The organism is Yersinia aldovae 670-83, from assembly GCF_000834395.1.
Lineage (GTDB): Bacteria > Pseudomonadota > Gammaproteobacteria > Enterobacterales > Enterobacteriaceae > Yersinia > Yersinia aldovae.
In genome coordinates, this window is sequence record NZ_CP009781.1 from 2,079,502 (window position 1) to 2,106,468 (window position 26,967).

Sequence of the window (26,967 nt, forward strand, 5' to 3'; positions counted from 1 at the left end):
TTAAACAGAATTTCTCCAACGCTAACCGGTGGAAAACAGCGGGTCACCCTCTTTAGTTTTTTTCATGATGAAAGCGGCCCCCACACAACAACCATCATGCTAACGTAAGGAATATATCCCAAAATGCATCTGGCTAATAAACGATAGGCCAGGCTTATAAAAAGGTGACAACGCTATATGTCTGCAAACAAAAAAAGCACAGAAAAGCTGGAAACTACATTAGTGACTGCGGGTAGACGTAAGAAATTCACCCAAGGCTCGGTGAATAGCGTGATCCAACGGGCATCATCGATCGTTTTCGACTCACTTGAAGCGAAAAAACAGGCCACCATCAATCGCGGAAAAGGTGAACTATTTTATGGCCGCAGAGGCACGCTGACCCACTTCTCCTTACAAGAAGCAATGACTGAGCTGGAAGGCGGCGCGGGTTGTGTGCTCTATCCTTGTGGAGCCGCCGCGATCAGCAATGCGATTTTATCGTTTGTCTCCGCAGGCGACCATGTGCTGATGACCGGTTCAGCTTATGAGCCAGCACAGAGTTTCTGCGACAAAATTTTATCGCGTCTGAATGTCACTACCACCTATTTTGATCCGATGATTGGGGCTGAGATAGCCTCCCTCATCACGCCGGCAACTCGCGTGGTATTTCTTGAATCTCCCAGCTCCATCACGATGGAAATACAAGATATTCCCGCAATAGTGAACGCTATCCGTGGGGTTGCGCCGGAAGTGATTATCATGATGGACAATACCTGGGCGGCAGGTGTGCTGTTTAAAGCGCTGGATTTTGATATCGATATCTCTATCCAATCAGGAACGAAATATATTATTGGCCATTCCGATGCCATGCTGGGGATAGCGGTTGCCAATGCCCGCTGTTGGGAGCAACTGCGGGAAGACTCTTATCTGATGGGGCAAATGGTTGATGCGGATACCGCCTATCTTGCTAGCCGCGGCTTGCGTACTTTAGGCGTCCGGCTGAAACAGCATGAGAAAAGCAGTCTCGAGATTGCCCAGTGGCTCGCTCAACGCCCTGAAGTCGCGGCGGTTTACCACCCGGCATTGCCCGATTGCAAAGGTCATGAGTTCTATAAACGAGACTTCAATGGTTGTAATGGTTTATTTTCGTTCGAGTTAAAAGAAGCATTGAGCCAGCAGCAGCTCGAGGCTTATCTTGATAACTTCACTCACTTCAGTATGGCCTTCTCATGGGGCGGTTTTGAATCATTGATTTTAGGCTATCAACCCAAAGACATCCGAGCTATACGCAAATATGACCGTGCTGACATCAAAGGAACATTAATTCGCCTACATATTGGTCTGGAGAATGTGCAAGACTTGCAGAGTGATTTAGCTGCTGGATTTGAACGTATCCAAAGCGCCAAAAACTAAGCAGCGAATACCTTGAATGCGCGGCAACACTCCCCGCGCATTTATTACTGCTTACATAAAAACATCAACCGCACGTATATAGCCCCGCAAAAATTTGGTTAATGAGGATAAGATCAATGTGGATTGGCGTCATTGCAGATACACTAGCAGCAGTTCCGACCAACGATATCCTCACACGATAGGCACACAGGAAGAGAAATGGATGTATTACGCGAAATCCTTCATGCCCTTTGGCAGCAGGATTTTAGTAAACTGGCAGACCCCAATGTGATTTGGGTCATTTACGGCATACTTTTTACCACGTTATTTTTAGAAAATGGCCTGCTCCCCGCCTCTTTTCTTCCCGGCGATAGCTTGCTGTTATTAGCCGGAGCATTGATAGCCAAAGGTGTGATGAGCTTTTTGCCGACGATAATCATTCTAACCGCAGCAGCCAGCCTGGGCTGTTGGTTAAGTTACCTGCAAGGGTTGTGGTTAGGGGATACCAAAGTGGTCAAAAAGTGGCTGTTGCAGCTCCCTCTTCAGTATCGGCAACGCGCCCATACCCTCTTTGTGCGCCACGGGTTAGCGGCTCTGATCATTGGCCGTTTTCTGGCATTTGTACGCACCTTACTGCCGACGCTTGCCGGTATCTCCGGTCTGAATAGTGCGCGGTTTCAATTCTTTAACTGGCTCAGTGGGCTGTTATGGGTCGGTAGCGTCGTTGGGTTAGGCTTCGCCCTCAGCCATATTCCACTCGTTAAACACTATGAAAATCAGGTAATGACAGTATTGATGATTTTGCCTCTCGTGTTACTGTTGGCAGGCTTGATCGGCACACTGATTTTAGTGTGGTGCAAACGTAAAAGCGTGACAGAGTAGGCGGTCTTTCCGATCCCGATACTTACCGTTATTCAAGCAAAAACGGCGTTCAATACGCCGTTTCGTTGCTGAAATTAAACGGTATCACAATCAGTTGGTTCTCAACTTGGCAACTTCCTCACTCGGTGTATGGCCGAAATAACGTTTAAATTCTCGGCTAAACTGTGAAGCACTCTCATATCCTACTTTAATAGCAGCCGTACTGGCCTTTAGCCCATCATGTAACATCATCATCCGTGCACGATGCAGCCGATAAGACTTAAGATATTGCAACGGTGAGGTATTGGTTACGGCTTTGAAATTATGGTGGAATGCAGAAACACTCATATTTACATCAGCGGCTAACTGTTCAACAGTTAAGTTATCTGCAAAATGGTTTTCGATTCGCCGTAACGTTTTGGTGATTTGATTAAAGTGCCCGTGGCGGTTAACCAGCGCCTGCAATGCCCCGCCGCATTGGCCACATAACACGTAGTAGATAATCTCTCTTACAATTTGTGGCCCGAGCACTTTTGCATCGCGCGGTTTGGACATCACATCCAGCAGCCGTTCAGTGGCACACAGCATCTCGTTGGTGAGGGCAGCAGAGTTCACACCTGACGAATTGCCCAAAGGTTTACCCACTTCATCATCACCAATATCTATTAGTAAATCCTGTAGCATTTGGCTGTCTATATGAATGGATATTCCTGCCAGAGGAATCTCAGGGCTGGCAAAAGTTTCACATTCAAATGGCAGCGGCACGGTCAGGATAAGATAATTTTTCGGGTCATACTGAAACACTTTACTGCCCAGATAACCCACCTTATGTCCCTGAAATATAATCACTACACTCGGGGTATACATTACCGGAGTACGCGGTTGATGCACCGTGGAATAAAAAACTTTTACCCGCGGTACAGCTGAAGGCGTTACGCTATTGCCTTTAGCCAATCGGGTAATCTTCGCGGCCATCTGCGCCTGAATATCATTAGCCTCAACCATTATGCCCCCAATTTCCCCTACCAGCCTGAAATCTGACTTATCATATATTTTGCAGAATAATCTGACATAGATTGTGCCTTATTTATCGAGTTTCCTACAGTGTTTTGGATAAATAGGCAAGACCAAGGCAGGAATGTACCTATTGACGACGGATAGATTGAGTTTTAGTCAATACCTATCTGTACATCTCATAACAAATACAACCCATTAATCAACAAGATAGTTAAGATATAAATTATTAATAATCGTTTTATGATATTAATAATATTAATATATAACTATTATCTATCAAATGATTTTTCTGGATCGGTTTTACATATACGTAAGCACTTATCGTAACTTTTCGTGAATTTATGAACATGCCCTAATCCATAGGCATGGTATTACGCTCATCGATAATTTTAGGATTGGAGGCCACCAGAAAAAATACGTTATATTGATTTGATAAGGAAGCAATGAAGTGAAGTATTCCAGAACGTTATTAAGCTTAATGATTACAGGAGCGCTATCTATTACATCATTAAGCGCCAATGCAGTAGGACAGAATTGTGCGAGTGAAACAATACCATCGTTAAGCGGTACTGTACTGACATGTTCCACCGACTTGGGTATTAATCCTAACCAGGGGATAGATCTATCAGCCGAAGTCATTGCTGCTTTATCTGATGGTAAATCACTATTCTTGCCAGCCGGCAGCTATCTTATTGGTAGCGATATTATCTTGAATGGAAAAAATAGTTTGGTGGGTTCTGAGTCCGGAGTAACAATACTTCGTGGTGTAAAACCAGATGGTTCCATATCTATTGGTAATAAAACTTACAGCATTCCTGTCAATCAATTAACAATCAAAAATATTATTTTTGATAATGCAACAGTTAATTTTTATGGAAATAAGAAAAACATATCAATCACAAATAATGCTTTTGTTAATACTGTTTCTGAAAAAGAGCAACTGACTGTATCACATCATCCTTTTACTATTCATGGTAATATCTTCCTACGAGATAAAAACCATCCAGGACTGGGTATTAGTACCTACAGAAATACTAAAACAAAAGTTGAAAATAATGTCATTGGTGATATCTCTGACGAAAACATCCTCTTGACCATGAATTATTATGATGTTGGAACCTATAATTTAATTAGAAAAATAAAACAAGCAGCCAGAGACAAGCAGCTAGAGATTTTGGATGAGCAGGGCTACTTTATCGCAGGCTGGTATGCTACCGATGGTTTAAAAGACTCTGTTTTCCGTAATAATATCGTTTCAGGTAACACTCTGGATTGTTTAGATGTTAGTGGCGAAACAGAGAAAGCTAAGTGTGCAATGACCAGAGACCACGTTATCTATATAAAACAATATAATAACGTTGATGTAGTTAATAACTATTTTAGTGGCTGGCCACTTGATGCCGCAGGTCAATTAAAATTCCGTAATGCATCACACCTATATTTTGCCGGTAATTACCTCAATAAAACTGAGTTCAATGCCAGACCTTACGATCACAGCGAAAAACGAAATATGGATAATACCTTCATATTTAATAATACATTACAAGATACCATGATCGGTTATTGGCAGAACTTTGAAGACAGCGATGACTACTACATAAACGCGAAAAACTTTGTTGTCTTCGATAATTTATTTATCGCTGAAGATCAAGCAGCTAAACGTATTAGTGGTACCTGGCGTAGTACGCACGGTGAATTTTTAGAAGCGAATAATCGCTATGCTGATCAAACGCCGGTGGTGACTCAAGAGTTTCAGTCAGTGGATATTTCCATCGCCAAAGAACGTCTGCCTGCGGATAAAACGGCTTTGTTAGCAGTAAAACCGATTCCATTATGGAGAAAGGTAGGTGATATCAGTGGCAAAGAGCTGAAAGATAACCAACTGGCGCGGTTAGATATTGAAGTTGACGGCTATCCATCTCAATTTGTAGTTTATGCGCCCGATAGAAAAGATAATTACCCCACCCATCGTTGGGCGGCAAAATTGACTGCCTTGTTTAATGAGAAAATAAAAGGGGCGTGTGCCGGGGTACTTACCAGCAAAGTGATGACTGACAATAGCTGTAAATTTATGGCTCCAAAGGGGTCAAGTTATTTAAACAATATTTATACCACTGAAGGCGGGGCTGCAACTTACACCACCAAAATTATCGATAAATATCTTGAAGTTGGCTATATTTCCGGTTCAAACATCCAACTTGGTCAGACAGTTAGATTAGCGGTCACGTTCGAAGATGGAACGCATAAAGAAGTCACTTATACGCCAGATCATGAATACCGCACTGCCGGTCATCGCTGGACAACTGAGTTGGCACGTAAAATAAATACCAATATACCTGGCTTATGTGCCGGTAAGTATACGGAATCTAAAGCACAGGGTAATGGCATATCTGAATGCGGATACGTGGTCCCCTCCGGCTCATCATATTTAAACAAGATTTATACTGTTAATGGGCAAGCTGCGAAAGTAGATATCAGTATTAGTAATTAATTGTTAGCGATAGAAAGCAAAAGATATCAACTTTAGTGACAATCAGTTAAACGGGCAGGAAAATAATTTCCTGCCCGTTTTTATTCTCGCGTACATCCCCCGTAACCCAATTACCGACTTCTATTATCTAAAGTAAACTATCATCTAAATCAATCTGGCATAAATTATGTCTGATTTATCAAGTTTCCTACAAAGATTTAGAGAAATAGGCAAGAGCAAGGCAGGAATGTGCATTGAGGTATCACGCCAAGTTGCCGACAATGGCAACCAATGATACGGCTACAATTAACTGTAGCGTCGAAAGGTAATATTCATTGTTCCTATTTTTTATTCACCATCAATGTTCATCACTCATAAGCTGGAAGACAAATCATGCAAAACTTTACCCTACATACCCCAACTAAAGTGCTGTTCGGTACTGGTCAAATAGCGCAACTGAGTAAAGAAATTCCCGCAAATGCTCGCATTTTAATTACCTATGGCGGCGGCAGCATCAAACAAAATGGCGTGCTGGATCAAGTCCATCAGGCACTAAAAGGTTTTGATTTCCTCGAATTTGGCGGCATCGAACCGAATCCAACCTATGAAACGCTAATGAAAGCCGTTGAGGTTTGCCGCACAGAAAAAATTAACTTCCTGCTGGCCGTCGGTGGTGGCTCCGTGCTGGATGGCACCAAGTTCATTGCAGCCGCCGTTAGTTATCCACAAGATCCGTGGCATATTCTGGAAACGACCGGTCGTGATATTAAACAAGCGCTACCAATGGGTTCGGTGCTAACCCTGCCCGCGACCGGATCCGAAGCGAATAATGGCGCGGTAATCAGCCGCCGGAGCACCGGTGACAAGCAACACTTCTTCTCACCACATGTACAACCACTATTTGCCGTGCTGGACCCCGTTGTCACTTACACTTTGCCATCGCGCCAGGTAACCAATGGTGTCGTTGATGCTTTCATTCATACCATTGAGCAATATTTGACTTATCCGGTTGATGCGAAAGTGCAAGATCGCTTTGCTGAAGGGTTGCTATTAACGCTGATTGAAGAAGGCCCGAAGGCATTAGCCGAACCAGAAAACTATAATGTTCGCGCCAATATTATGTGGAGCGCTACGATGGCTTTAAACGGCCTGATTGGTGCCGGAGTGCCACAAGACTGGGCAACCCATATGCTGGGGCACGAACTCACAGCATGTCATGGCCTTGACCACGCGCAAACACTGGCGGTCGTGCTACCCGCGCTGCTGGCCGCGAAAAAAGAGCAGAAACACGCCAAATTACTGCAATACGCAGATCGTGTATGGGGCTTACGTGACGGTAGTGAAGAGCAGCGTATTGAGGCAGCGATTGAAGCCACTCGCAAATTCTTCGAAGACATGGGGATTGCTACTCGCTTGTCAGCCTATGGACTCGATGGTAGCTCAATTCCGCATCTGATTAAAAAGCTGGAAGAGCACGGCATGACGCAACTGGGTGAACACAGAGACATCACTTTAGCCGATAGCAAACGTATTTACGAAGCCGCGGTCTAATCTTAAGACTGAATGAATTTATGCATTTCAGGATGGGAGACATTACCGAACAGAATGCCTTCCATTCAATATTTATTTACTCTTTTCGCCTACTACAAAAGAGGCGCTATCGTCATTTAGTGCTAGGCTTTAGCCTGTCGCCACGCATTGCGCTGTTCATATCTCAGTGGCAGATCGGCTGCGGATCTGTGCACATATTTATACTTCTCACACACATAATTAATCGCTAGTAAGATCATAAATAGAATGATCACGACTAAACTTACATTACCGGTAAACAGGGCATATATCGCCCAATCTGTAAGCTAAGGAGATAGACATGGCAACACAACCCATTATCAAATTGCACGATGGAAACCTGATGCCACAACTCGGCCTTGGCGTTTGGCAGGCGAGTATTGAAGAAGCGCAATTTGCGGTCAGCAACGCTCTTGAAGTTGGTTATCGGTCAGTTGATACCGCAGCTATTTATAAAAATGAGGAAGGTGTCGGTAAAGCGCTGAAAACAGCAGGCATCGCCCGTGAAGAGATGTTTATCACCACCAAACTGTGGAATGACGATCAGCACTTACCTAAGCAAGCTCTGGAAACCAGCCTGGAAAAACTCCAACTCGATTACGTCGATCTCTATTTGATCCATTGGCCGGACCCAAAACAGAACCGCTATGTCAGCGCATGGCGTGAGCTGCTCGCATTGAAAGAGCAAGGTTTGGCGCGCAGTATCGGTGTCTGTAACTTCCAAATCCCACATCTACAACGCCTGATTGATGAGACTGGTATCGCTCCTTCGGTGAATCAGATTGAGTTGCACCCATTATTGCAACAGCGCCAGCTCCACTCCTGGAATGCTACGCATCATATTGCGACAGAATCCTGGAGTCCGCTGGCTCAAGGGGGAGAAGGGGTATTTGACCAAGCGATCATTCATCAATTGGCACACAAATATAATAAATCACCGGCTCAGATCGTCATTCGCTGGCATCTGGATAACGGTTTGATTGTTATCCCTAAATCCGTGACACCTGCGCGTATTAGAGAAAACTTTGACGTGTTTGATTTTAAACTGCACAAAGATGAACTGACGACGATAGCTAAATTGGATAGCGGCAAGCGGCTGGGGCCAGACCCGGATGCTTTCGGATCTGACGCCTAATATCAGGTAGATAACAGCAATTTAAACTATTAACATCCATTTAATGATGTTTTGCTTTCCCCTTTGCTCCGGCTGTCGCGCTATTTAGCGGGGATTTTTTCGCCCCGGCTTTGTTTGCCGACGGTTTAGCCGCAGGTGTGCCACTGGCAACCAGTGGCTTTCTGCCTGTTGACGCAGTATTGGTTTTACCACCCGGCTGACGCTGGCGAGTTATTGAGGTGTGCTTAGTCAACGCTGGCGTATGATAGCGCAGCGCACGGCGTGCTTCACGTTGCTCTTCCAACGTCGGTGCTGGAACCAAACATTCACGGCGGCTGCCAATCAGATTTTGCAGCCCCATCTCCTCCAACGCACTGCGGATCATCGGCCAGTTAGCCGGATCGTGGTAGCGCAATAACGCCTTATGTAACCGCCGTTGGCGATCCCCCTTCGGCACCACAACGTCTTCACTTTTATAATCCACTTTCCCCAGCGGATTCTTACCGGTGTAATACATAGTGGTAGAGTTAGCCAGTGGCGACGGATAGAAGTTCTGCACCTGATCCAAACGGAAGCGGTTTTTCTTCAGCCAAAGCGCCAGGTTAACCATGTCTTTATCTTCCGTCCCTGGATGGGCAGAGATGAAATAAGGGATCAAATACTGCTCTTTTCCAGCTTGTTTGGAATAGGTGTCAAACAGCTCTTTAAAGCGCTGATAGCTGCCCATCCCTGGCTTCATCATTTTGGAAAGCGGCCCTTCCTCTGTGTGCTCTGGGGCAATTTTCAAGTAGCCGCCGACATGATGACTCGCCAACTCTTTGATATAACGTGGATCTTCAACGGCCAAGTCGTAACGCACTCCAGATGCAATCAGGATCTTTTTAATTCCTTTCAGATCACGCGCTCGTCGATACAGGGAAATGGTCGGTTGATGGTTGGTGTCCATATGCTGGCAGATTTCAGGATAAACGCACGATGCACGGCGACAGGTTTGCTCGGCCCGTGGTGACTGGCAGCGCAACATATACATGTTTGCCGTAGGGCCACCCAGATCCGAGATAATGCCGGTAAAACCAGGAACTTTGTCGCGAATTTCTTCGATTTCACGAATGATGGAGTCTTCTGAACGGCTCTGAATGATACGCCCCTCATGCTCAGTAATAGAGCAAAATGAACAGCCACCATAGCAGCCACGCATAATATTGATTGAGAAGCGAATCATATCGTAAGCGGGTATCGGCGACTTACCATAGGACGGATGCGGCACACGCTGATAAGGTAGCGCAAAGACGCTATCCATCTCTTCGGTACTCAGCGGAATAGCTGGTGGATTGATCCAGATGTAGCGATCGCCATGTTTTTGCATCAAAGCCCGCGCACAGCCGGGATTAGTTTCATGATGCAAAATCCGCGAGGTGTGAGCATATAACACTCTGTCTGCTTTCACTTTTTCGTAGGAAGGCAGTAAAACGTAAGTTTTCTCCCACGGCTTGGGTTTAGCCGCACGCACCGTAATCGGCTTAGCATCCGGTTCAGGAATGCTGTCAGTCGCGCACGGCAGATCGTCACCATAAGGATTAGGGATCGCTTCAATACGGCCCGGCTTGTCCAGACGCGTTGAATCGACACCACTCCAACCCGGTAATGCGGTTTTACGCATCACAACGGTATTACGAACATCCTGAATATCAGCAATTTTCTCACCCGCAGCCAGACGGTGTGCGACTTCAACCAAAGGGCGCTCGCCATTGCCATACACCAGCATATCGGCTTTTGCATCCACAATAACCGAGCGGCGCACGGTATCCGACCAATAATCATAATGAGCAATGCGACGCAAGCTGGCCTCAATCCCCCCCAGCAGTACCGGCACATGGCTATAGGCTTCTTTGCAGCGCTGGCTATACACCAATGTGGCCCGATCTGGCCGCTTACCACTTTGGTTATCCGGTGTATAAGCATCATCGTGGCGCAATTTTCGATCCGCGGTATAACGGTTAATCATCGAATCCATATTGCCAGCGGTCACACCAAAGAACAGATTTGGCTCGCCAAGGCGCATGAAATCGTTTTTATTGGTCCAATCTGGCTGGGCAATAATCCCGACGCGAAATCCCTGAGCCTCCAACATTCGGCCAACGATAGCCATACCAAAGCTGGGGTGATCCACATAAGCATCGCCGGTAATCACAATAATGTCACAGCTATCCCAGCCCAAAATGTCCATTTCTGCTCGAGACATCGGTAAAAATGGCGCAGTGCCATAGCATTCAGCCCAATAAGGCTGATAAGAAAATAGGTCACGCTCTGGCTGGATCAAGCTGGTACTCATGGCAACACTCTTTGAATTGGGGAAGGTTGAGGTGGTTCGGGTTAAGAAATCATCACCGGGCGGCGATTATACGCATTTATCCATGAAAAGAGGAAGGATATAGACAGCTTTTAGTTTTTTTACTGTATTAGAAAAATAACGCTTTGATGAGTCAGTCGATAATTGAACCTGTTACGCTCCCAAAAGGAACACAATTTATGTGGCCCTTTTGGGAATAGAAACAATTACTTAATATTGATTACTGCTGTCATTTTACAGGTTGCCATTACGGTTGCTCCGCGAGGCGTTGTCACTTGAACTTGATCACCAGACTTCTTGCCTGCGCAAGGTTTGATCAAGTGCTCTTCAAAACTCTTTTTTGCCTGTTCCGTTTGCTGATCTGCTGCTTGAGCAAAAGAAGAGACAACCGCGGTAGCAAAAATTACAGAAACCAAGATTTTCTTAAACATGAGTAGCTCCATTAATTCTGATTAATTGCGCATAGAGATCGCATACATCGCCAACGGAGCATACATTCGATATTTATTATTAGTTGTAAGAAAATAACAGTTACTGTGACTATATTATATATAAATCAATAATTTAGGATAATTCTTCTGCATGGGAGAATTATCTGTCTTTGAATACTGGATATCTGGTGGGCAACGCCAAACACCCAATATTCACGCGTAACTTAGCTCGGTATGGCCTGTGTCACCAACTGCCCAGCCGAACCGCGATCTGCCATCTCCAGCGTCTGGCTGTAGAATAAGAATGGGAAGTGTTCAGAGGAAACCTGATTGAAATACACCAGCAGCTCAACATCTCCATCCACCCAGACGGTATCCTTCCAGCCACGATCCTCGGCCATCGCCGGCGCACCATTCACATTTTTCACCAAAAACGAAACGCCCTGGATATGGAATGCTTGTGGCATGTCAGCATGTATTGTCCAGCGCTCCCAAGTCCCTTGCTGCGCTTGAGCATCAACCCGATTCATATCCCAAATGGCCCCATTAATTCCCGGCAGGTCATCACCCAAGCGGAATTCACGGGAACGGATCACATTGCCGTCCAAAATTTGATCCGCCAGTAAGCGCATCGGGAGGTTGTCTGTCACCAGTGGCAGTAAACCGGTTGGTTTTAATGTCAGTACCAAAGTAGAAATCAGAATACTTGATGGTTCGAACAGCCCGCGTAGCCTGTCCATGATACCGGCAGATTCGCCCGCCGTGATGGAGACTTCATTGCCTTGCGACATATCAATCACCACTTCACGCCGTTCACCCGGTGCTAATGAGAGCTGTTGTACTGCGACCGGTGCAGGCAAGAACCCCTGATCACTGGCGACAACATGCAAAGGGCGACCATCACTGAGCTGCAAGGTATAGCGGCGGGCGTTAGAAGCGTTCAGTAAACGTAACCGAACCCAGCCACGAGAGACTTCAACAAACGGACTTTGCGCACCGTTAACCAACAAGGTATCGCCGACAAAACCACCTTTGGCTGGCGGGTCATACTGTGGCACGCCAAAACTATCGAGCCGTTTGTCCTGGATGATAATCGGGAAATCATCAACACCGTAATGGCTCGGCAGCGGCATCGCTTTACTGACTTCATCCTCCACCAGCCACATCCCAGCCAGACCGTTATAGATATGAGGAGCCATGCGATTAGGCGTGTTGGCATGATACCAGCAGGTAGCTGCCGGTTGACGCACGGGTAGCACTGGTGACCAATCCACACCAGGGGAAATCATGCGTGCCGCCCCGCCCATCAGGGTGCCGGGAACTTGCAACCCACTGATTGTCATTGATACCGGTTCCGTCAGCCGGTTACTGTAGATGAGCTTGACGTCGTCACCGCGATACACCCTAACCGTTGGCCCCAAATACATGCCGTTAATCCCCCAAACAGCAGATTTCTGGCCGCGACTAAATGCCCAGTGCGCTCGCTGCAAAGTCAAAAACAGCGGCTGACCACGGCGGGATTCCAGTAACGGAGGAACAGGTAATGGGGGTTGCTGGGTACTATTAGCCTGTGCCCTCAATGGCAACGAGCCTGCGCCTAGCGCTAAACCCGTAGCCTGAATGAACTGGCGACGACTGAGTGACATATCTTCTCCGTGAAAACCACAATCAAACCTACTGCAAAATTTTGCCTGACTGCGAATAACGCTGAAGGACGGCAAAACGCTCACGACTTGCGTCGCTTAAAAGAAACAAAAACTTGCTTTAATAATAATAATCAATAACACCAACCAACACCGTATCTTGCCCGCAGAGGGATAATGATTACTTCTCTGTAACGGCCCGTTGTGCTTGCTGGGCGATTTCCGCATCCAACTGCGCTATTTTGGCTAACATCAAATTACGGCAATGCTCGGACAACTCACGAACACGCTCTTTACTGTAACCGGTGGTATCTACCGGTGGCATAATTTCTACAATAACGTTGCCATTTGACCAACGGTTTAGGTTGATGTGATTAGTGCTGGAAACACAAATAGGCACGATAGGTACACCCGCTGCGATAGCCGCATGAAAAGCCCCCGTCTTAAAGGGCAGCAAACCTCGGCCACGGCTACGGGTGCCTTCCGGGAACATCCAGATCGAGACATTTCTTTTCTTAACCTGTTCAACCACTTGTGCAATAGTGCCATGCGCTTTGGCGCGATTGTCGCGGTCAATCAGCAGGTTGCCCGTCAGCCAGTATAACGGGCCAAATAAGGGCACCCACAGCAGACTTTTTTTACCCACTGTCACAGTGCCAGACTGAACGACATTCGACATGGTGACCATATCGTAGTTGTTCTGATGGTTGGCAATATAAATACACGTACCGTAGTTGGCGGCCTCTTGCGGAATACGCTGCTCGACAGTAATACCAAATAGCACTGACATTCGGCCAAACAGGTGCGCAAATGTCGCGAGATTACGGGGGTTTCGCGGCCTAAACAGGCAATAAATCGAACCAAACACACACACCAGAATACAATATAAAACTGCCAGCACCGTGCGTAAAATTAATAGCATAACAACCTCTTAAACACTTACTCATAGACACGCAATCGACGCTAGTATAACGGCTCACACGTAAAATACCGCGCAGATTCCTTGCCATAATTATGTTACGCGACAACGCCCGCAAATTGCCTGCGTTGTCTGTTACATTCTATCTGCTGATGCCTGAAGGTGACGCCAATAGCTTTGGGTATGTATGATATTACGCTTCACTGTCCGTTGGTATCACCCGTGGCGGCGCGTCAATGTCAACCCGATCAATACGTTGCAACCCGCGAGGGAGCGGCGAACCTTTCCGGCCACGTTCAGCACGGAATTTCTGCAAATCTTCTGGGCGCAAGGTTAGCTTACGTTTGCCAAAGTGCAAAGTAACCGACGTCTGAGGTGGTAAGACAAATAACCAGGCCAGACGATCCTCACCCGCCGCAGCTTGTGCTGCTGGAATCGAAACAATCTTATTGCCTTTACCCTTGGATAACTCAGGCAAATCAGCAACCGGGAACATCAACATCCTGCCAGCGGCAGTGATGGAAAGCAGCATGTCATCCGGCCCGTGAATTTCTAATGGCGGTAACGCTTTGGCATTTTCCGGCAGAGTAATCATCGTTTTACCCGCACGGTTTTTGGCAACCAAATCATTGAAAGTACATACGAAACCGTAGCCGGCGTCTGATGCCATCAATAGTTTTTGGTCGTCCGGAGCCATCAATACCTGTTCAATGGCCGCACCTGGTGGCGGTGTCAGCTTACCGGTCAGTGGCTCCCCTTGCCCACGAGCTGAGGGCAGTGTCAGCGGATCTAACGCATAACTGCGCCCCGTCGAGTCAATAAACACCACCGGCTGATTGCTCATACCACGCGCTGCGGCACGGAAGCTGTCACCCGCTTTATAACTTAATCCACTCGGATCAATATCATGGCCTTTGGCACTGCGCACCCAGCCCATCTCAGACAGCACAATGGTCACCGGCTCAGAAGGCACGATGTCGTGCTCGCTCATGGCTTTAGCTTCACCGCGTTCGGTCAGCGGTGAACGGCGATCGTCGCCATAAGCGGCAGCATCAGCCTGAATCTCTTTTTTGATCAGGGTATTAAGTTTACGCTCTGAGGCCAGCAACGCCTGCAATTGATCGCGCTCTTTGGCTAATTCGTCCTGCTCACCACGGATCTTCACCTCTTCCAGCTTGGCTAAATGGCGAAGTTTCAGTTCGAGGATGGCTTCAGCTTGTGTCTCTGAAATAGAGAAATGCTGCATCAACAGCGGCTTAGGCTCATCTTCAGTTCGGATGATATGAATAACTTCATCAATATTCAGGAAGGCTATTAATAAACCTTCTAAAATATGTAGCCGCTTGAGGACTTTTTCCAGGCGGTAATTCAATCGGTTACGTACAGTTTGGCGGCGGAATACCAGCCATTCGGTCAGGATCTCTAGCAGCCCTTTTACTGACGGGCGGTGGTCCAAACCGATCATGTTCATATTGATGCGGTAACTTCTTTCCAGATCCGTGGTGGCGAACAGGTGGTTCATCACTTGATCCAGATCGACCCGGTTGGTGCGTGGAACTATTACCAGGCGAGTCGGATTTTCATGGTCAGATTCATCGCGCAAATCTTCAACCATTGGCAATTTTTTGGCGCGCATCTGGTTGGCAATCTGCTCCAACACTTTGGCCCCGGAAACCTGATGCGGCAGTGCTGTAATCACGGCGCTGCCGTCTTCTTTTTTCCACAGCGCGCGCATCCGTACCGAGCCACGGCCATTTTGATAAATCTTACGGATTTCATCACGCGGAGTTATGATTTCGGCTTCCGTAGGAAAATCTGGCCCTTGTACGAACTCCAGCAGCTCGTCGAGGGAAGTCGCCGGTTTATCGATCAGTGCAATCACCGCCTGCGCAATTTCACGCACGTTATGCGGCGGAATATCCGTGGCCATGCCCACCGCGATACCGGTAGTACCATTGAGCAAGATATTGGGCAGTCGTGCAGGTAGCATTTTCGGCTCTTGCATGGTGCCGTCAAAGTTTGGCACCCAATCGACAGTTCCTTGCCCCAGCTCACCCAATAGTACTTCTGCATATTTGGATAAGCGAGATTCGGTGTAACGCATCGCCGCAAAGGATTTAGGGTCATCCGGTGCCCCCCAGTTTCCCTGCCCATCCACCAGCGGATAACGATAGGAGAATGGCTGCGCCATCAATACCATCGCTTCATAACACGCGCTGTCGCCGTGTGGATGATATTTACCCAGCACGTCACCCACGGTACGGGCTGACTTCTTGAATTTAGCGCTATTGTTTAACCCCAGTTCGGACATCGCGTAGACAATGCGCCGCTGTACCGGTTTCAAACCATCGCCGATAAACGGCAACGCCCGATCCATGATGACGTACATGGAGTAATTCAGATAGGCGTTTTCAGTAAAGGTGTGCAGCGGTAAGCGTTCTGCACCGTCATGAGTCAAATCACTCATTACTCAATTATCCTCAGACTCTGGAATGACGATCGCTGGGCTTCAACAGATCGGCACCGTAAGTTCATTGTCAATTTCTGCCCGCGATAGTACCTCATCTGCGGGGTTACTGTCACAGCCCACAGATAATCTCACTCTTTCCATCTTGGTAGCGGCAATGTTAACCCCAGTAAAGAAAGCACTAATCCATCCCTTTTGTTGCTTATTTAGCAACAGTGTTATGCATTATGGTCCATTTTTCTCTGGCGTTAAAACTATTAGCATACTCATCATTCCGATTGGCTGACACCAGCTTCTTCGTCTCTTAAAGGTAATATCAATGAGTAACATATTAATTATTAACGCAATGAAAGCGTTTGCACACTCCAAAGGGGCGCTTAATCTCACTCTCACTAATGTCGCTGCCGATTTTCTGCGTGAAAATAACCATCAGGTGAAAATCACCACAGTCGACAAAGGCTATGATATTGAAAGTGAAATTGGAAAGTATCTGTGGGCAGATACCGTGATTTATCAAATGCCCGGCTGGTGGATGGGTGAGCCGTGGATCATGAAAAAGTATATTGATGAGGTTTTTACCGAAGGTCATGGCCGCCTGTATCAAAGCGATGGTCGTACCCGCTCTGATGTCACCAAAGGCTATGGTTCCGGTGGCTTGATTCAGGGTAAAACCTACATGCTTTCAGTAACCTGGAATGCACCTATTGCAGCATTTACTGACCCGAATCAGTTCTTTGAAGGCGTCGGCGTTGACGGTGTTTACCTGCATTTCCATAAAGCGAACCAGTTCCTTGGCATGAAACCATTGCCCACATTTATGTGTAATGATGTGATTAAGCAACCGGACATTGAAGGCGATATCAGCCGTTATCGTCAGCATTTGGCCGATAACTTTAACAATCAGGCGGTTTGATTGTATCTCGGACACAAACAGAGGCAGTTATGATTACCGTTTTTGCAGAAATAAAAGTCAAACCGGGGCGTCGTCAGGCGGTATTGGCCGCAATTGAGACGTTACTCCCTGCTGTGTTGGCAGAGGAAGGTTGCGGTGGCTATGTGCCGATGATTGACTTGCCCACCCAGCTTGACTGGCAAAAAAGCTCGCCGGACTCTATTTTCATGCTGGAAAAATGGCAAAGTGTTCACCATCTGGAATTACATTTGCAGATGGAACATATGCACCAACACCTTGAAATCATTAAGGATGATGTGCTGGATGTGAATATTCACATTTTAGATAACGCTTAATCGCCCTATCCCCAAAGTAGTTGAAGTTGCAGGTAGGCGGCAAGCAAACGCATCCCGATGAGCTTACTCAAGTAAGTGATTCGGGTAAGTGAGAGTCGCCAACACCCCTGCGGCTTTAAGAACGAAGGGGATCTTTTAGCCAGTGACTACCCTGCAACTTGATCTGCTCACTCGCGTAATCCAGAAAACAGGTAATCCGCGCTGCAAGCTGAGTATTACGATAATACACCGCGTTAATCGGCTGCCAGGTTTCCAGCGTTTGGGAGGCCATCACCTCGACCAAACGGCCCGCCAGTTGATCTTCTCGGGTCATAAAATCGGATAATTCGACGATCCCTTCCCCCTGCAAGGCCAGCAGCCGCAGTGTTTCACCACTGGACGCAGCCAGATTGGGAATGATAGCAGAGCGCCCGGCAGGTAAATGAGGTAATGACCATTGATTGAGAGATTCCGGCTGAGTAAATCCTAACAAGCTGTGATCGGCCAGTTGATCGATGGTAAGAGGAGTGCCGTGGCGATGCAGATAATCAGGGCTGGCGAGGATGCGTACCCGGCTGGCCCCCAATAAACGGGCATGGATGGTGGAATCACGCAGCGCACCGATACGAATCGCAATATCAGTACGTTGCTCCAGCAAATCGATATTCAGATCGTCGGTATTCAGCTCAAGAATGATTTGCGGATAGAGCGCACGAAAACCGCTGATCATCGGCACAATCACATGCTGCATAAAGGGTGCCGCGGCATTCACCCGCAAGCGACCGGCCGGTTTTAGCCGCCGCAGGGCGATTTGCTCTTCAGCATCATCTACCGCGCCAAGAATCTGCCGCGCATGGCTGAGGAACAACTCGCCCTCTTCAGTCAATTCCAACCGCCGAGTGGTACGGCGCAGCAAGGTGGTCGCCAGCTTCTGTTCCAGCCGACTCAATGCACGGCTGATACCCGATGTGGTCTGGCTGCGCTGCTCCGCCGCCGCCGTTATGGAGCCGCAGTCAACTACCGAGGTAAACGCCTGCAACTCCTCTAAGGTGACCTTCATCGATCAGACCTCAATCTCAGCGGTATCTCCTTTCTCTTGCAACCAATTGCGGCGGTCTTCAGAACGCTTCTTCGCCAGCAACATATCCATCATAGCCATCGTTTTATCGATATCATCATCGCTGATAGTCAATTGCACCAAGCGGCGCGTATTAGGATCGAGGGTGGTTTCACGCAGTTGCAGCGGGTTCATTTCACCCAGCCCTTTAAAGCGCTGAACGTTAGGTTTACCGCGCTTGCGTTTCAGTTGCTCCAGGACACCGGCTTTCTCTTCTTCATCCAGCGCGTAGAACACTTCTTTCCCTAAATCAATACGATACAACGGTGGCATCGCTACATAAACGTGGCCATTACGCACCAGCGCACGGAAATGGCGCACAAATAGCGCACACAGCAGGGTAGCAATGTGCAAACCATCGGAGTCCGCATCCGCCAGGATACAGATTTTGCCGTAACGCAACTGGCTCAAATCTTCGCTGTCGGGATCAATCCCAATCGCTACTGAGATGTCGTGTACTTCTTGTGATGCCAATACTTCATCAGAGGAGACTTCCCAGGTATTTAGGATCTTACCTTTCAGCGGCATGATCGCCTGATACTCACGATCACGCGCTTGCTTGGCGGAGCCACCTGCGGAATCCCCTTCCACCAGAAACAGCTCGGTCATGCTTAAATCTTGCGAAGTACAGTCAGCCAGCTTGCCGGGCAATGCCGGGCCGCTGGTCAGTTTCTTACGCACCACTTTCTTGGCCGCACGCATACGGCGCTGAGCACTGGAAATGGCCAATTCAGCCAGTTGCTCTGCGGCCTGCACATTTTGGTTTAGCCACAAGCTGAAAGCATCTTTTACCACGCCGGAGACAAAAGCCGCGCACTGACGTGAGGAGAGCCGCTCTTTCGTCTGGCCAGCAAATTGTGGATCTTGCATTTTGACTGACAATACGTAAGCGCAGCGCTCCCAGATATCATCTGCTGAGAGTTTGACACCGCGTGGCAGGATATTGCGGTATTCACAAAAATCGCGCATGGCATCAAGCAAGCCCTGACGCAGGCCATTCACATGAGTACCGCCCTGCATGGTCGGAATCAAGTTGACGTAGCTTTCTGTCAGCAGTTCTCCGCCCTCAGGCAGCCACAACAACGCCCAGTCTATGGCTTCGGTATCCCCGGCGAAAGAGCCAACAAACGCCTTTTCTGGCAGGGTAATCAAGCCATCAACCGCTTCCATCAGGTAGTCAGTCAGGCCATCGGCATAGCACCAACGCTGTTCAGTATTGTTCACCAAATCTTTGAAGACGATTTCCACGCCGGGGCACAACACGGCTTTGGCTTTCAACAAATGCGATAAGCGTGAAACTGAAAAACGCGGGCTATCGAAGAACGAGACATCTGGCCAGAAATGCACACTGGTACCGGTATTGCGCTTACCGCAAGTGCCGATGACCTGTAATTCCTGCACTTTATCGCCATTTTCGAAGGCGATGCTATAAATTTGACTATCGCGGCGTACCGTGACCTCTACCCGCTTGGATAAGGCATTCACAACTGAAATACCGACACCGTGCAAACCACCAGAGAACTGATAGTTTTTATTGGAGAATTTACCGCCGGCATGTAAACGACACATAATCAGTTCAACAGCCGGAACGCCCTCCTCCGGATGGATATCGACCGGCATCCCGCGGCCATCATCAATTACTTCCAGTGATTGATCGGCATGAAGGATAACGTCAATACGACGGGCATGACCCGCCAACGCTTCATCGACGCTGTTATCAATCACCTCTTGACCAAGGTGGTTTGGCCGCGTGGTATCCGTGTACATTCCCGGACGACGACGCACTGGTTCTAAACCGCTGAGTACTTCAATGGCATCAGCGTTATAGCTGGATTCAGTCATGGTTGATTAATATTCGGCTAATGGTTGGAAGGCTGGCGGTGGCGCTTACACCGCCTGATATCAGGTGGTCGCTAGCCCTAAAAAAGTTACAATCGGTGAGAAATAGTGATCAAAGCCAACAAAGGCATGATTTCCACCGGATTCTACCGTTTGCCGGCAAGGGGTGTAATAGGCCACCGCTTGACGGTAATCGAGGATTTCATCCCCAGTTTGCTGCAATAACCAGAGTAAATCCGGTGATTCCAACTTTTCAATTTGCATGACTTTCAGGTCATAGATGTGCCGTGACTCTAACACATATTGTTGCCCGGTGTAGGGGTTCTGATTTTCTCCCAGGTAATCACCGAGCAGCTCAAATGGCCGGACTGCCGGGTTAACCACCACGGCGGGAATACTGAAGCGCTGGGAAAGCCAGGTTGCAAAATAGCCGCCAAGGGAAGAGCCAACAATACCCACGGATTGCCCGGCTTTATCCATTACGATACTTTCCAGCATTTCTGCGGCTTCCGCCGGATAAGGCGGCAATTGAGGTATCAGCATCTCAATATGAGGGTGATGTTGCTGCAACCAGCTTTTGAATGTCGTTGCTTTAACCGAGCCGGGAGAGCCATTAAAGCCGTGAATGTATAAAAGAGTACTCATCAATAACCATCCGAGTCCATGTCCGGGCAGAATTCATCACTCGCTAATCGACGAACGTCAGTTTCAAGCGTTCCATCAGACAGTAAATCGAGGTAGCGCCATCCCGGTGCCACAGTATCAAGCGTAAAATTAGTGCAATGCGGTTTAAACTGCACACACGTAGAAGGGCTGGCCAGCAGGCGCTTGCCATACCAGTCCAGATCCAAGTCCTGATGAATATGACCACACAGTAAGGTGGTTACCCGTGGATAACGCGTCAGAACCGCCGCCAGCACATGGGCATTGCGCAAACTATGCTGATCCAGCCAGGTACAGCCTGACGGCATCGGGTGATGGTGTAGCAATATCAGCGTATAACGCTCTGGGTGCGCAACTAAGCAACGCTCCATCCATTCCAGTTGATAATCGCTCAATTCACCATAGGGAACGCCGAAGACCTGGCTGTCCAATAACAGAATCTGCCAGTTGTCCCCTACCAGAACCTGCTTTGATGGCGCAATACCGGCATCGGCTAAGGCATCGACCATCGCGGGCTGAAAATCGTGATTACCCGGTAGCCAAACACAAGGTGCTGACAGGCGAGCAATGCCCTTGGCAAAATTCTGATAGGCTGCAACAGAGTGATCCTGCGCCAAATCGCCAGTGGCAACGATAAGATCAAAGGGATGCTGCTCAGCGATAATCGCTTCCAGCACAGCGCGATAACTGCGGGAAGTATTCACACCCAGCAAGGTTTCATGTTCCCCCGCAAAGAGATGAGTATCTGTTATTTGTAAAATTCTGACCTTGGCCCCACTCGCCATAGGCAGTTTAAACAGGCTTTCCAAATGGTGTCCTTGTTTTTGCCACTTCACCAACCAGATAGGTTCTACCAGTGAAACTATAAGTCTGTCTAACAAACTGGAACTGCCACCGCGCCATGTGCCATGCAATAGCGCAACCAGTCAGCAAGAAACTGGTTAATTTGATGCTTTTCGTCCCGCTGATGCAACTTTTTATTCGGATAATCATAACTCGCTTTGAAGCGAGAGATCTGCTGACTGGCACACACTTCCGCGACCTTGGCATCATGATAAAGGCGCACGACCATCGATGGTAGGCTCCAGTGACTCACCGCAGGCTCAGTCTGCACAATGTCTACCACCGAAGTGTAACGGGTCGATTCGATAATTGTCAGCCGATAACTTACGCCTTTAACCTGATAAGCCACACTTTCACCCACTTCATCGATGCGGGGTATTAAACGACGCAATTGTGCGAAGTTAGTTTCGCAGATACGCATCATTTCAGGGAAATCAGGTGTATAGCGCTTACTCATACTGTTTCTCGCTTCTCTTTATGATTGCCATTCCGCTCTCAGCGATTGATGGTGCAACGCCAGCCATTGCAATGCAATGATTGAAGCTGCGTTATCAATTGCACCTTCTTCAACCCAACGATAAGCCTGCTCGCGGCTCACCACATGCACCCGAATGTCCTCGTTTTCCTCTGCCAGTCCATGAATACCGGCTGCGGTAGAGGCATCAACTTCACCCACCATAATCGACAAACGCTCACTGGTTCCGCCTGGGCTTGCCAAATAGCTAAGCACCGGCTTACAACGGCCAATGTGAATCCCGGCCTCTTCTTCTGCTTCGCGACGAACCACCTCTTCTACGGTTTCGCCTTGCTCAATCATTCCCGCGACCATTTCTAATAACCAGGGTGACGCACTGCTGTCAATGGCGGCAATCCGCAGTTGTTCAACCAACACCACTTCATCACGCTGCGGGTCATAAGGTAATAACACCGCAGCGTGGCCGCGTTCAAAAATCTCGCGCGTGACCTCACCACTCATTTCGCCATTAAACAGCCGGTGACGAAAACGATATAAATTCAGCGAAAAAAAGCCCTTATACAATGACTCTCGTGCAATAATTTCCACATCGTTCTGATTGAAAGTCACCGGTGAGGGTTGTAGTGATGACATAGACTTCTCTCCTAACATTAGTATCAAGCCTGAATTGTACTTTTTGATGACAACCGAACGCCACAGGCTACAGGATTTTAAAATAGCAGGCATAGAGTTAGCGGATAGAAATGCTTTTGATAAAGATTATTTGACAAAGATGGCCGATACCGATTAGTTGTCTCAATACTCATTTAGCTTTGTGTTAGATTTAAGTAAATTAAGGCAGGATGGCACAATCAGCCACCTTATCCCATTGGCAGACTCTGATAGAATCGGCAACAATTCGTCTATCGACAGCTACCATAGTAATATTGCCGCACAACTGCTGCACAACAAGGACTGCAAATGAAGAAACTGCTCCCCCTTCTTATCGGGCTGAGTCTGGCTGGTTTCAGTACCATGAGCCAGGCAGAGAACTTGCTGCAAGTTTATAAGCAAGCCAGGGATAGTAACCCGGACTTACGCAAATCGGCTGCTGATCGCGATGCTGCATATGAAAAAATTAATCAAGCACGCAGCCCGCTGCTACCACAACTTGGTTTAGGCGCAGGTTATACCTATACCAATGGTTTCCGCGATGCGTCTAATAGCCCGGATAGCAATGCCACGTCTGGCTCGCTGCAACTGACCCAGACCATTTTTGATATGTCTAAATGGCGTATCCTGACCTTACAGGAAAAAACTGCGGGCATTCAGGATGTGGTATTCCAGACCAGCGAACAAACGCTGATTCTGAACACCGCCACGGCCTATTTTAACGTGTTAAAAGCGATTGATACGTTGTCTTACACCGAAGCCCAGAAACAGTCGGTATACCGCCAGTTGGATCAAACCACTCAACGCTTCAATGTGGGCTTGGTTGCTATCACTGATGTGCAAAATGCCCGCGCCAGCTACGACACCGTGCTGGCTGACGAAGTCACTGCGCGTAATAATCTGGATAATGCGCTGGAGAATCTGCGTCAGGTGACGGGTGTTTACTACCCTGAATTGGCATCATTGAGCGTCGATCGTTTAAAGACTAAACGCCCAGAGGCTGTCAATAACCTGCTGAAAGAAGCTGAAAAACGTAACCTTTCTTTACTTTCTGCCCGTTTGAGCCAAGATTTGGCTCGTGAGCAAATAAGATCAGCTGAAACCGGTTATATGCCAACCATCGATTTGACGGCAGGATCTTCCGTTACCAATACCCGTTACAGCGGTGGGACACCGAGTAGTCAGCAAGTTAACAATGATTCAGGCCAAAACCAGGTTAGCCTGAAATTGAGCTTGCCGCTGTACAGCGGGGGTGCCACCAATTCTGCGGTGAAACAAGCGCAGTACAACTTTGTGGGTGCCAGCGAACAACTGGAAAGCGCGCATCGTGGCATGGTGCAAACCGTGCGCTCTTCGTTCAATAACATCTCAGCATCTATCAGTAGCATCAATGCTTATAAGCAAGTGGTTGTTTCTGCACAAAGTTCATTGGATGCAATGGAAGCTGGCTATCAAGTTGGTACGCGTACCATTCTTGATGTTTTGAACGCGACCACCACCTTATACAACGCGAAACAGCAGTTGGCCAATGCCCGTTATGACTATTTAATCAATCAGTTAAATATTCAATATGCGTTGGGTACGCTGAACATGAATGATTTGACGTCACTGAATCAGGTCTTGGATAAACCCATCCCAACCTCAGCGGCCAGTCTGGCACCGGATAACGCCAACCAGAATGCTTACGCCGATGGCGACAGCACTCAGGCCGCAGCGCCAACAGCAACGCCGGTAAGCCAAACGCAAACAACACCTGCTACCCCAGCACGTAATGGCAACCCATTCCGTAACTGATTTTAAGCAGCGCTAACTCACCGGGTACAGCGGCAAGCGTACCCGGTTTATTTTTCAGTTCCCCCCAATTTCTTCACCGCAAAGCATTTTTCGTCAATGAAAAAAGTGAGTCTGCTGGCAGCATTTCGTATAGCTTTGTAAAGTCTGCCGCTTGCTAGCCCCTACGCTTTAATTTTATACATATTTCCCCTATTCTAGAGCGTACTTACTGGGAATGGGCATCAAACGCCCGGAAATGAGACAATAAATGATGAAACGGACTAAAAACATCAATCAAGAGACTTTCCGTAAATCCTGGCGCAATTACCGCCTTGCGCCCGTAGCTTTGGCGGTCAGTGCTGTATTTATGCTGGCTGGCTGCGAAAAAACCGATGAAACCGTCTCTTTGTATCAAAATGCCGATGACTGCTCACAAGCGAATCCATCGAAGAGCGCGGAATGTACCACCGCTTATAATACTGCGTTGCAAGAAGCGGCTAAAACAGCGCCGAAGTACGCAACGCGTGAAGATTGTGTGGCTGAATTTGGTGAGTCCCAGTGTACTCAAGCCCCTGCTCAGGCAGGCATGGTGCCAACGTCATCATCTTCTGAAACCACAGCCGCAGCACCGCAGCAAAGCGGCAGCATGTGGATGCCATTGATGGCCGGTTACATGATGGGCCGCATGATGGGTGGCGGTGCAAGTCAGCCACTGTTTACCTCAAAAGCCCCTAATAGCCCGGCTAACGGCAAATTTGTCGATTCGACCGGTAAAAACTTTGGCTCCGCCACCACAGGCCGCACCATGACCGTGCCAAGAACCGCTATGGCACCGAAACCCGCGGTAACCAATACCATCACCCGTGGCGGTTTTGGTGAATCGGTTGCTAAGCAGTCTACGATGCAGCGTAGTGCCGCTACCTCATCCAAAACCAGTACGCGCAGCATGGGTGGCTAAGGTCTTTAATGAAACGTTTAGCAATTAGCGAACGCCCGGACTGGCGTGAAAAAGCCACCGAATTTGGTTTCCGTTTTCACACTATGCATGGCGAGCCGTACTGGTGTGAAGATGCGTATTACGAATTCACACTGGCACAAATTGAAGAGTTGGAAGAAACCACCGCTGAGTTGCATCAGATGTGTCTGCAAGTGGTTGAGAAAGTAGTAAATAGCGATCAATTGATGGCTAAATTCCGCATTCCAAAACATTGCTGGGATTTTGTACGTAGCTCATGGAAGACCAATCAGCCTTCGCTCTATTCACGCCTTGATCTAGCCTACGATGGCGTAAATCCAGCTAAATTGCTGGAAAACAACGCTGATACTCCGACCTCATTGTATGAAGCCGCCTTCTTCCAGTGGCTGTGGTTGGAAGACCAGATCAATGCGGGTAATTTGAACGCAGAGTCTGATCAGTTCAACAGTATGCAAGAGAAGCTGATTGAGCGTTTTGCTGATTTGCGCGATAACCACGGCTTTAGCTTACTGCATCTGGCCTGCTGTCAAGACAGTGAAGAAGATCGCGGCACCGTGCAATATCTGCAAGATTGCGCGCTGGAAGCCGGCCTGCCGACCGAGTTCATGTTTATGGAAGAGATCGGTTTGGGAGAGAAGGGGCAATTTACTGATCTGGATAATCAGGTTATCAGTAACTTGTTCAAGCTCTATCCGTGGGAATTTATGTTCCGCGAAATGTTTTCCACCAAACTGGAAGACGCTGGCGTGCGTTGGCTGGAACCGGCGTGGAAGAGCATTATCTCCAATAAAGCCTTGTTGCCCCTGCTGTGGGAGATGTTCCCCAATCACCCGAATCTGTTACCTGCTTATTTTGCTGAAGATGATCATCCCAAGATGGATCACTATGTCACCAAGCCGCTGTTCTCGCGGGAAGGTGCCAATATCCAGATCGTGGAAAACGGCAAAGAAGTCGCGCGCGTTGATGGGCCATACGGCGAAGAAGGCATGATTGTTCAGCAATTCCATCCACTGCCTAAATTCGGCGACAGCTACACGCTAATTGGTAGCTGGCTGGTGAATGATCAACCATGCGGTATTGGTTTGCGTGAAGACCGCGAATTGATCACCCAAGATCTGTCACGTTTTTACCCACATATCATTTTAGGTTAAGGTTGCGAAAGAATAAGCTGAAAAGCTAACACCTTAAAAT

22 protein-coding genes are annotated in these 26,967 nt (G+C 47.9%); 10 read left to right on the top strand and 12 right to left on the bottom strand.

The window, feature by feature from the left end; translation table 11 throughout:
• The first annotated feature begins 177 nt into the window (after positions 1 to 177).
• Both metC and AT01_RS09510 read left to right on the top strand, forming a co-directional pair.
• Positions 178 to 1,392, top strand: a complete 1,215-nt coding sequence (gene metC, locus AT01_RS09505; protein ID WP_042546978.1) for a cystathionine beta-lyase — start codon at positions 178 to 180, stop codon at positions 1,390 to 1,392.
• A 198-nt stretch (positions 1,393 to 1,590) separates the two neighbouring features.
• Positions 1,591 to 2,253, top strand: a complete 663-nt coding sequence (locus AT01_RS09510) for a DedA family protein (RefSeq protein ID WP_004703090.1) — start codon at positions 1,591 to 1,593, stop codon at positions 2,251 to 2,253.
• A 90-nt stretch (positions 2,254 to 2,343) separates the two neighbouring features.
• Here AT01_RS09510 and AT01_RS09515 read toward each other — a convergent pair whose 3' ends face one another.
• Positions 2,344 to 3,237 carry an AraC family transcriptional regulator gene (locus tag AT01_RS09515; protein ID WP_042546979.1) on the bottom strand — a complete coding sequence of 298 codons (894 nt, stop codon included), beginning with the start codon at positions 3,235 to 3,237 and terminating at the stop codon, positions 2,344 to 2,346.
• A gap of 460 nt (positions 3,238 to 3,697) precedes the next feature.
• Between AT01_RS09515 and AT01_RS09520 the strand changes: the two genes are divergently transcribed.
• The 3 genes from AT01_RS09520 to dkgA all read left to right on the top strand — a co-directional run bounded on the left by AT01_RS09520 (position 3,698) and on the right by dkgA (position 8,423).
• Positions 3,698 to 5,740 (top strand): pectate lyase family protein, encoded by a 2,043-nt coding sequence (locus tag AT01_RS09520; protein WP_082039585.1) that lies wholly within the window; start codon positions 3,698 to 3,700, stop codon positions 5,738 to 5,740.
• Between the two features lie 372 nt (positions 5,741 to 6,112).
• A complete protein-coding gene (gene yqhD, locus AT01_RS09525; RefSeq protein WP_042546980.1) occupies positions 6,113 to 7,270 on the top strand; it encodes an alcohol dehydrogenase in 1,158 nt (385 codons plus the stop codon).
• A 319-nt stretch (positions 7,271 to 7,589) separates the two neighbouring features.
• Positions 7,590 to 8,423: a 2,5-didehydrogluconate reductase DkgA gene (gene dkgA, locus AT01_RS09530; protein ID WP_042546981.1), complete on the top strand. Its 834-nt coding sequence runs from the start codon at positions 7,590 to 7,592 to the stop codon at positions 8,421 to 8,423.
• A gap of 40 nt (positions 8,424 to 8,463) precedes the next feature.
• Here dkgA and AT01_RS09535 read toward each other — a convergent pair whose 3' ends face one another.
• The 5 genes from AT01_RS09535 to parC form a co-directional block, all read right to left on the bottom strand.
• On the bottom strand, positions 8,464 to 10,734 hold the full coding sequence (locus AT01_RS09535) for a YgiQ family radical SAM protein (RefSeq protein ID WP_042546982.1): 2,271 nt from the start codon (positions 10,732 to 10,734) through the stop codon (positions 8,464 to 8,466).
• 224 nt (positions 10,735 to 10,958) lie between these two features.
• A complete protein-coding gene (locus AT01_RS09540; RefSeq protein WP_004703107.1) occupies positions 10,959 to 11,183 on the bottom strand; it encodes a hypothetical protein in 225 nt (74 codons plus the stop codon).
• A 224-nt stretch (positions 11,184 to 11,407) separates the two neighbouring features.
• The gene (ftsP, locus tag AT01_RS09545; protein WP_004703109.1) at positions 11,408 to 12,829 is read right to left on the bottom strand and encodes a cell division protein FtsP; all 1,422 of its coding nucleotides are present in this window, start codon (positions 12,827 to 12,829) and stop codon (positions 11,408 to 11,410) included.
• A 178-nt stretch (positions 12,830 to 13,007) separates the two neighbouring features.
• Positions 13,008 to 13,748 carry a 1-acylglycerol-3-phosphate O-acyltransferase gene (locus AT01_RS09550; protein ID WP_042546983.1) on the bottom strand — a complete coding sequence of 247 codons (741 nt, stop codon included), beginning with the start codon at positions 13,746 to 13,748 and terminating at the stop codon, positions 13,008 to 13,010.
• A gap of 190 nt (positions 13,749 to 13,938) precedes the next feature.
• The gene (gene parC / locus AT01_RS09555) at positions 13,939 to 16,212 is read right to left on the bottom strand and encodes a DNA topoisomerase IV subunit A (RefSeq protein ID WP_042546984.1); all 2,274 of its coding nucleotides are present in this window, start codon (positions 16,210 to 16,212) and stop codon (positions 13,939 to 13,941) included.
• A 319-nt stretch (positions 16,213 to 16,531) separates the two neighbouring features.
• Between parC and AT01_RS09560 the strand changes: the two genes are divergently transcribed.
• A complete protein-coding gene (locus tag AT01_RS09560) occupies positions 16,532 to 17,125 on the top strand; it encodes an NAD(P)H-dependent oxidoreductase (protein ID WP_042546985.1) in 594 nt (197 codons plus the stop codon).
• 29 nt (positions 17,126 to 17,154) lie between these two features.
• Entirely contained in the window at positions 17,155 to 17,460 is a 306-nt protein-coding gene (locus AT01_RS09565) for a putative quinol monooxygenase (RefSeq protein ID WP_042546986.1), read from the top strand.
• 115 nt (positions 17,461 to 17,575) lie between these two features.
• Here AT01_RS09565 and AT01_RS09570 read toward each other — a convergent pair whose 3' ends face one another.
• The 6 genes from AT01_RS09570 to nudF all read right to left on the bottom strand — a co-directional run bounded on the left by AT01_RS09570 (position 17,576) and on the right by nudF (position 23,009).
• Positions 17,576 to 18,499 (bottom strand): LysR family transcriptional regulator, encoded by a 924-nt coding sequence (locus AT01_RS09570; RefSeq protein ID WP_042546987.1) that lies wholly within the window; start codon positions 18,497 to 18,499, stop codon positions 17,576 to 17,578.
• Positions 18,500 to 18,502: 3 nt separating this feature from the next.
• Positions 18,503 to 20,398 (bottom strand): DNA topoisomerase IV subunit B, encoded by a 1,896-nt coding sequence (gene parE, locus AT01_RS09575; RefSeq protein WP_004704462.1) that lies wholly within the window; start codon positions 20,396 to 20,398, stop codon positions 18,503 to 18,505.
• A 60-nt stretch (positions 20,399 to 20,458) separates the two neighbouring features.
• Positions 20,459 to 21,040, bottom strand: coding sequence for an esterase YqiA (gene yqiA / locus AT01_RS09580; RefSeq protein ID WP_042546988.1), 582 nt, complete (start codon positions 21,038 to 21,040; stop codon positions 20,459 to 20,461).
• Positions 21,040 to 21,867: a 3',5'-cyclic-AMP phosphodiesterase gene (gene cpdA / locus AT01_RS09585; RefSeq protein ID WP_042546989.1), complete on the bottom strand. Its 828-nt coding sequence runs from the start codon at positions 21,865 to 21,867 to the stop codon at positions 21,040 to 21,042. Before cpdA ends, yqiA begins: the two co-directional genes overlap by 1 nt.
• A gap of 65 nt (positions 21,868 to 21,932) precedes the next feature.
• Entirely contained in the window at positions 21,933 to 22,358 is a 426-nt protein-coding gene (locus AT01_RS09590; RefSeq protein WP_042546990.1) for a DUF1249 family protein, read from the bottom strand.
• Between the two features lie 18 nt (positions 22,359 to 22,376).
• Entirely contained in the window at positions 22,377 to 23,009 is a 633-nt protein-coding gene (gene nudF, locus AT01_RS09595; RefSeq protein WP_042546991.1) for an ADP-ribose diphosphatase, read from the bottom strand.
• A 327-nt stretch (positions 23,010 to 23,336) separates the two neighbouring features.
• On the opposite strand from nudF, the gene tolC reads away from it, so the two are divergent.
• The 3 genes from tolC (at position 23,337) to AT01_RS09610 (ending at position 26,927) form a co-directional block, all read left to right on the top strand.
• The gene (gene tolC, locus AT01_RS09600; RefSeq protein ID WP_042546992.1) at positions 23,337 to 24,821 is read left to right on the top strand and encodes an outer membrane channel protein TolC; all 1,485 of its coding nucleotides are present in this window, start codon (positions 23,337 to 23,339) and stop codon (positions 24,819 to 24,821) included.
• A gap of 250 nt (positions 24,822 to 25,071) precedes the next feature.
• Positions 25,072 to 25,758 carry a DUF1190 family protein gene (locus AT01_RS09605; protein ID WP_042548579.1) on the top strand — a complete coding sequence of 229 codons (687 nt, stop codon included), beginning with the start codon at positions 25,072 to 25,074 and terminating at the stop codon, positions 25,756 to 25,758.
• Positions 25,759 to 25,766: 8 nt separating this feature from the next.
• The gene (locus AT01_RS09610) at positions 25,767 to 26,927 is read left to right on the top strand and encodes a glutathionylspermidine synthase family protein (protein ID WP_042546993.1); all 1,161 of its coding nucleotides are present in this window, start codon (positions 25,767 to 25,769) and stop codon (positions 26,925 to 26,927) included.
• Positions 26,928 to 26,967: the final 40 nt, after the last annotated feature.

Bases quoted from the DNA above. Each gene is read 5' to 3' on its own strand.
- metC (WP_042546978.1), top strand. From the start codon at position 178: ATGTCTGCAAACAAAAAAAGCACAGAAAAGCTGGAAACTACATTAGTG.
- AT01_RS09510 (WP_004703090.1), top strand. From the start codon at position 1,591: ATGGATGTATTACGCGAAATCCTTCATGCCCTTTGGCAGCAGGATTTT.
- AT01_RS09515 (WP_042546979.1), bottom strand. From the start codon at position 3,237: ATGGTTGAGGCTAATGATATTCAGGCGCAGATGGCCGCGAAGATTACC.
- yqhD (WP_042546980.1), top strand. From the start codon at position 6,113: ATGCAAAACTTTACCCTACATACCCCAACTAAAGTGCTGTTCGGTACT.
- dkgA (WP_042546981.1), top strand. From the start codon at position 7,590: ATGGCAACACAACCCATTATCAAATTGCACGATGGAAACCTGATGCCA.
- AT01_RS09535 (WP_042546982.1), bottom strand. From the start codon at position 10,734: ATGAGTACCAGCTTGATCCAGCCAGAGCGTGACCTATTTTCTTATCAG.
- AT01_RS09540 (WP_004703107.1), bottom strand. From the start codon at position 11,183: ATGTTTAAGAAAATCTTGGTTTCTGTAATTTTTGCTACCGCGGTTGTC.
- ftsP (WP_004703109.1), bottom strand. From the start codon at position 12,829: ATGTCACTCAGTCGTCGCCAGTTCATTCAGGCTACGGGTTTAGCGCTA.
- AT01_RS09550 (WP_042546983.1), bottom strand. From the start codon at position 13,748: ATGCTATTAATTTTACGCACGGTGCTGGCAGTTTTATATTGTATTCTG.
- parC (WP_042546984.1), bottom strand. From the start codon at position 16,212: ATGAGTGATTTGACTCATGACGGTGCAGAACGCTTACCGCTGCACACC.
- AT01_RS09560 (WP_042546985.1), top strand. From the start codon at position 16,532: ATGAGTAACATATTAATTATTAACGCAATGAAAGCGTTTGCACACTCC.
- AT01_RS09565 (WP_042546986.1), top strand. From the start codon at position 17,155: ATGATTACCGTTTTTGCAGAAATAAAAGTCAAACCGGGGCGTCGTCAG.
- AT01_RS09570 (WP_042546987.1), bottom strand. From the start codon at position 18,499: ATGAAGGTCACCTTAGAGGAGTTGCAGGCGTTTACCTCGGTAGTTGAC.
- parE (WP_004704462.1), bottom strand. From the start codon at position 20,398: ATGACTGAATCCAGCTATAACGCTGATGCCATTGAAGTACTCAGCGGT.
- yqiA (WP_042546988.1), bottom strand. From the start codon at position 21,040: ATGAGTACTCTTTTATACATTCACGGCTTTAATGGCTCTCCCGGCTCG.
- AT01_RS09590 (WP_042546990.1), bottom strand. From the start codon at position 22,358: ATGAGTAAGCGCTATACACCTGATTTCCCTGAAATGATGCGTATCTGC.
- nudF (WP_042546991.1), bottom strand. From the start codon at position 23,009: ATGTCATCACTACAACCCTCACCGGTGACTTTCAATCAGAACGATGTG.
- tolC (WP_042546992.1), top strand. From the start codon at position 23,337: ATGAAGAAACTGCTCCCCCTTCTTATCGGGCTGAGTCTGGCTGGTTTC.
- AT01_RS09605 (WP_042548579.1), top strand. From the start codon at position 25,072: ATGAAACGGACTAAAAACATCAATCAAGAGACTTTCCGTAAATCCTGG.
- AT01_RS09610 (WP_042546993.1), top strand. From the start codon at position 25,767: ATGAAACGTTTAGCAATTAGCGAACGCCCGGACTGGCGTGAAAAAGCC.